This is a genomic window from Bacteroides sp. (assembly GCF_029057325.1).
GTDB lineage: Bacteria > Bacteroidota > Bacteroidia > Bacteroidales > Bacteroidaceae > Bacteroides.
Genome location: NZ_JAICZW010000043.1, coordinates 1 through 3,530, shown reverse-complemented (window position 1 = coordinate 3,530; position 3,530 = coordinate 1). Strand labels below are relative to the sequence as shown.

4 protein-coding genes are annotated in these 3,530 nt (G+C 50.3%); 3 read left to right on the top strand and 1 reads right to left on the bottom strand.

Annotated features, from left to right (window positions below):
- Nucleotides 1–207: 207 nt before the first annotated feature.
- The 3 genes from K2G43_RS02955 (at nucleotide 208) to K2G43_RS02945 (ending at nucleotide 3,231) form a co-directional block, all read left to right on the top strand.
- A complete protein-coding gene (locus tag K2G43_RS02955; protein WP_300152929.1) occupies nucleotides 208–1,554 on the top strand; it encodes an MATE family efflux transporter in 1,347 nt (448 codons plus the stop codon).
- Between the two features lie 30 nt (nucleotides 1,555–1,584).
- A complete protein-coding gene (dinB, locus tag K2G43_RS02950) occupies nucleotides 1,585–2,673 on the top strand; it encodes a DNA polymerase IV (RefSeq protein ID WP_297644876.1) in 1,089 nt (362 codons plus the stop codon).
- 183 nt (nucleotides 2,674–2,856) lie between these two features.
- Nucleotides 2,857–3,231 (top strand): YccF domain-containing protein, encoded by a 375-nt coding sequence (locus K2G43_RS02945; RefSeq protein ID WP_297644358.1) that lies wholly within the window; start codon nucleotides 2,857–2,859, stop codon nucleotides 3,229–3,231.
- Between the two features lie 78 nt (nucleotides 3,232–3,309).
- On the opposite strand, the gene K2G43_RS02940 is transcribed toward K2G43_RS02945, so the two are convergent.
- A complete protein-coding gene (locus tag K2G43_RS02940) occupies nucleotides 3,310–3,450 on the bottom strand; it encodes a hypothetical protein (protein ID WP_297644360.1) in 141 nt (46 codons plus the stop codon).
- Nucleotides 3,451–3,530 lie beyond the last annotated feature (80 nt).

The following is a 3,530-nucleotide window of genomic DNA, read 5'->3' as shown; positions in this document are numbered from 1 at the left end:
TCCCTGCTGGCATAAAGTGACAAGGTCTTTTGTGTCCATCTGTAGTCTCAATATTATTTTTTAAAAGATAGGGAAAGGGCGGATGACTGCATGGGGTGTGCTGTTTTTTTAGTAAAATAACTTCTTGGCTGCATTTTGACATATATCAAGTCATGTAATCAAATCTTTCACTACTTTTGCGCCGGTTTTTAAAAGGGTATTAGATTTATGGCAACATCCAGAGAAATGACGGAAGGACGGGCTCTTCCGTTGATTTTCAATTTTACGATGCCTTTGTTGTTGGGCAATCTGCTACAACAGACCTATTCGCTGGTCGATGCTGCAATCGTGGGGCGTTTTCTAGGCATCCATGCGCTGGCTTCGGTTGGGGCGAGCACTTCGGTCGTCTTTCTTATTTTAGGGTTCTGCAACGGTTGCAGCGGAGGTTTCGGCATACCCGTGGCGCAGAAGTTCGGCGCCCGTGATTATACGACGATGCGCCGTTATGTGGCGGTCAGCTTGCAGTTGGCGGCGGTCATGTCGGTGGTGATAGCTTTGATTACCTGTATCTCTTGTGACGGTATTCTGCGCATGATGCGTACACCGGAGAACATCTTCGAGGGAGCCTACCATTACCTGCTTGTCACGTTTGTCGGCATTCCCTGTACCTTCTTTTATAATCTGTTGTCCAGCATTATCCGGGCGTTGGGCGATAGCAAGACACCGTTCTGGTTTCTTCTCTTCTCTACGATACTGAATATTCTGCTCGACCTGTTCTGCATTCTGGTCTTGGAGTGGGGAGTGACGGGGGCTGCCATCGCTACGGTCCTATCGCAGGGCGTTTCGGCGGTGTTGTGCTACGTCTATATGATGCGTCGTTTCGATATTCTGAAGATGACTCCTGCCGAGTGGAAATTCAACGGTGCCTTGGCACGCACGCTGATGTACATCGGTGCACCGATGGGATTGCAGTTCTCCATAACCGCCATTGGCAGCATTATGCTGCAAAGCGCCAATAATGCGCTGGGAACGGCCTGCGTGGCGGCATTCACGGCGGGCATGCGCATCAAGATGTTCTTCATCTGCCCTTTTGAAAGTTTGGGCATGGCCATGGCTACTTACAGCGGACAGAATTATGGTGCGGGCAAGCCGGAACGTGTCTGGATGGGGGTCAAGGCAAGTGCGCTGATGATGCTGATCTATTGGGCGTTCACTTTCTGTGTGCTGATGCCCGGTGCGGAGGATTTTGCCTTGCTCTTCGTGGATGCTTCCGAACAGGAAATCCTGAAAGATACGGAGTTGTTCCTACATGCTTCCGTATTCTTTTTCCCCGTTTTGGGACTGCTCTGCATTCTGCGTTATACCATCCAGGGGGTGGGATATACCAATTTCGCCATGCTGTCCGGTGTATCGGAGATGATTGCCCGGGTGTCGGTCAGTGTGCTGGCAGTTCCGGCTTTCGGCTATCTGGCAGTTTGCTTTGGCGACCCCACGGCATGGGTTTTTGCGGATGCCTTTTTGATACCTGCCTTCATTTATGTTTATCGGCAGATACTTCGGATGAAGAAAAATTAGTGTATCTTTGTGTCGGCAGTGGATAGGAGAATGACCGGACGAAAGATTATACATATTGATATGGATGCGTTCTATGCCTCTGTAGAGCAGCGCGACAACCCCGAACTACGGGGCAAGCCCATCGCCGTGGGCGGTGGCGAGGAGCGTGGAGTAGTGGCGGCGGCAAGCTACGAGGCGCGTCGGTTTGGGGTGCGTTCCGCCATGTCGTCGCTGAAGGCGAAGCGTCTTTGTCCGCAACTTATCTTTATTCCGGGACGAATGGAGGTCTATAAGTCTGTCTCCCGCCAGATACACGAAATTTTCCATGAATATACAGACATCATCGAACCCATCTCCCTCGATGAGGCCTTTCTGGATGTGACGGAGAACAAGCCGGGCATCCCGCTGGCTGTGGACATCGCCAAAGAGATAAAGCGGAAGATACGCGAAAGGCTGAACCTGATAGCCTCTGCCGGCATCTCCTATAACAAGTTTCTTGCCAAGATAGCCTCGGACTACCGCAAGCCGGACGGGCTTTGCACCATCCACCCTTCTCAGGCATTGGACTTCGTGTCGCGCTTGCCCATCGAGAGTTTCTGGGGCGTGGGGCCGGTGACGGCGAAGAAGATGCACTCGTTGGGCATTCACAACGGGGAGCAGCTCCGCATGCGTTCCTTGGAAATGCTGACGCGCGAGTTTGGCAAGGTAGGAACGATTTATTACGACTTTGCGCGTGGCATCGACCAGCGTCCGGTGGAGGCGGTGCGTGTCCGTAAGTCCGTCGGCTGCGAGCGCACGTTGGAGAAGGACATCAGCCGGCGTTCCTCCGTCATCATCGAGCTGTATCACACGACGGTGGAGCTGGTGAACCGCTTGGAGCGTGCCGGCTTCCGTGGAAACACGTTGACGCTGAAGATAAAGTTCCATGATTTCAGCCAGATTACCCGCAGCATCACGCAGTCGAAGGAGTTTGCCTCGCTCGATGTCATCCTGCCTCTGACAAAGCAGTTGTTGCAGGAGGTGGATTATGAGCATCGACCTATTCGCCTGATAGGCGTTTCCGTCTCCAATCCCCGCGAAGAAAGCGAGGGGAAAGGCGTGTGGGAGCAGTTGAGTTTCGAGTTTAGCGACTGGAAGTGAATTTGTTGGAGGAAATAATTGTATATTTGCAAATTGAAATATTATTGGTTATGGAGTTGTCGAGAGTTAGAAGAAGGTATTAGCCAACAAGTTGGCTTAGGGGTTAAAAGCCAATACTCCAATTACACACAAGGAGTGGTATCGGCTTCTAACTCCCGATAACCCCTTAAAAAAATGAAATATATGGGATGTTTTATGAATCTTTTGTGGTTGCTGTTTGGAGGTATTTTCACGGCAGTGGAATACCTGGTAGCCAGTTTGATGCTGATGATAACCATCATCGGCATACCTTTCGGCATGCAGACGTTGAAGATGGCGGGTCTTGCCTTGTGGCCTTTTGGCAAGGAGGTGCGTAGCGGAGAGCGTTCGGGCGGTTGCCTTTACATCTTGATGAACGTGCTGTGGATATTCTTGGGCGGCATTTGGATTTGCCTTTCGCATTTGGCGTTCGGGTTGCTGCTGTGCATCACCATTATCGGCATTCCCTTCGGCTTGCAGCATTTCAAGTTGGCGGGGTTGGCGCTGACACCTTTCGGGAAGGATATCGTAGGATGCTGATTGGCATAGGCCCAAAGAAAAAGGGTGGAGTCCCTTTCGGTTCTCCACCCTTTATCTATTTTATTTAAAGGTGTTTTTTTACAGGTTTACGTGTGACTGCTTTGCAAGCAGTTTTTGCAGTTTCCCATTCAAGGTTTGACACATGGTGCCGTTACCCATTGCTTGATAGCGTCTGATTTGGTACTGTAACATCATAATTTCATTTGCACTTTTTTTCATAATCGTTTAGTTTTTTGGCTCTCCGCATTTCGGAAAGCAAGTTCTACGTCTTTTTTGTCTTTGTTTTATTAACGCTGCAA

Bases quoted from the DNA above. Each gene is read 5' to 3' on its own strand.
- K2G43_RS02955 (WP_300152929.1), top strand. From the start codon at position 208: ATGGCAACATCCAGAGAAATGACGGAAGGACGGGCTCTTCCGTTGATT.
- K2G43_RS02945 (WP_297644358.1), top strand. From the start codon at position 2,857: ATGGGATGTTTTATGAATCTTTTGTGGTTGCTGTTTGGAGGTATTTTC.
- dinB (WP_297644876.1), top strand. From the start codon at position 1,585: ATGACCGGACGAAAGATTATACATATTGATATGGATGCGTTCTATGCC.
- K2G43_RS02940 (WP_297644360.1), bottom strand. From the start codon at position 3,450: ATGAAAAAAAGTGCAAATGAAATTATGATGTTACAGTACCAAATCAGA.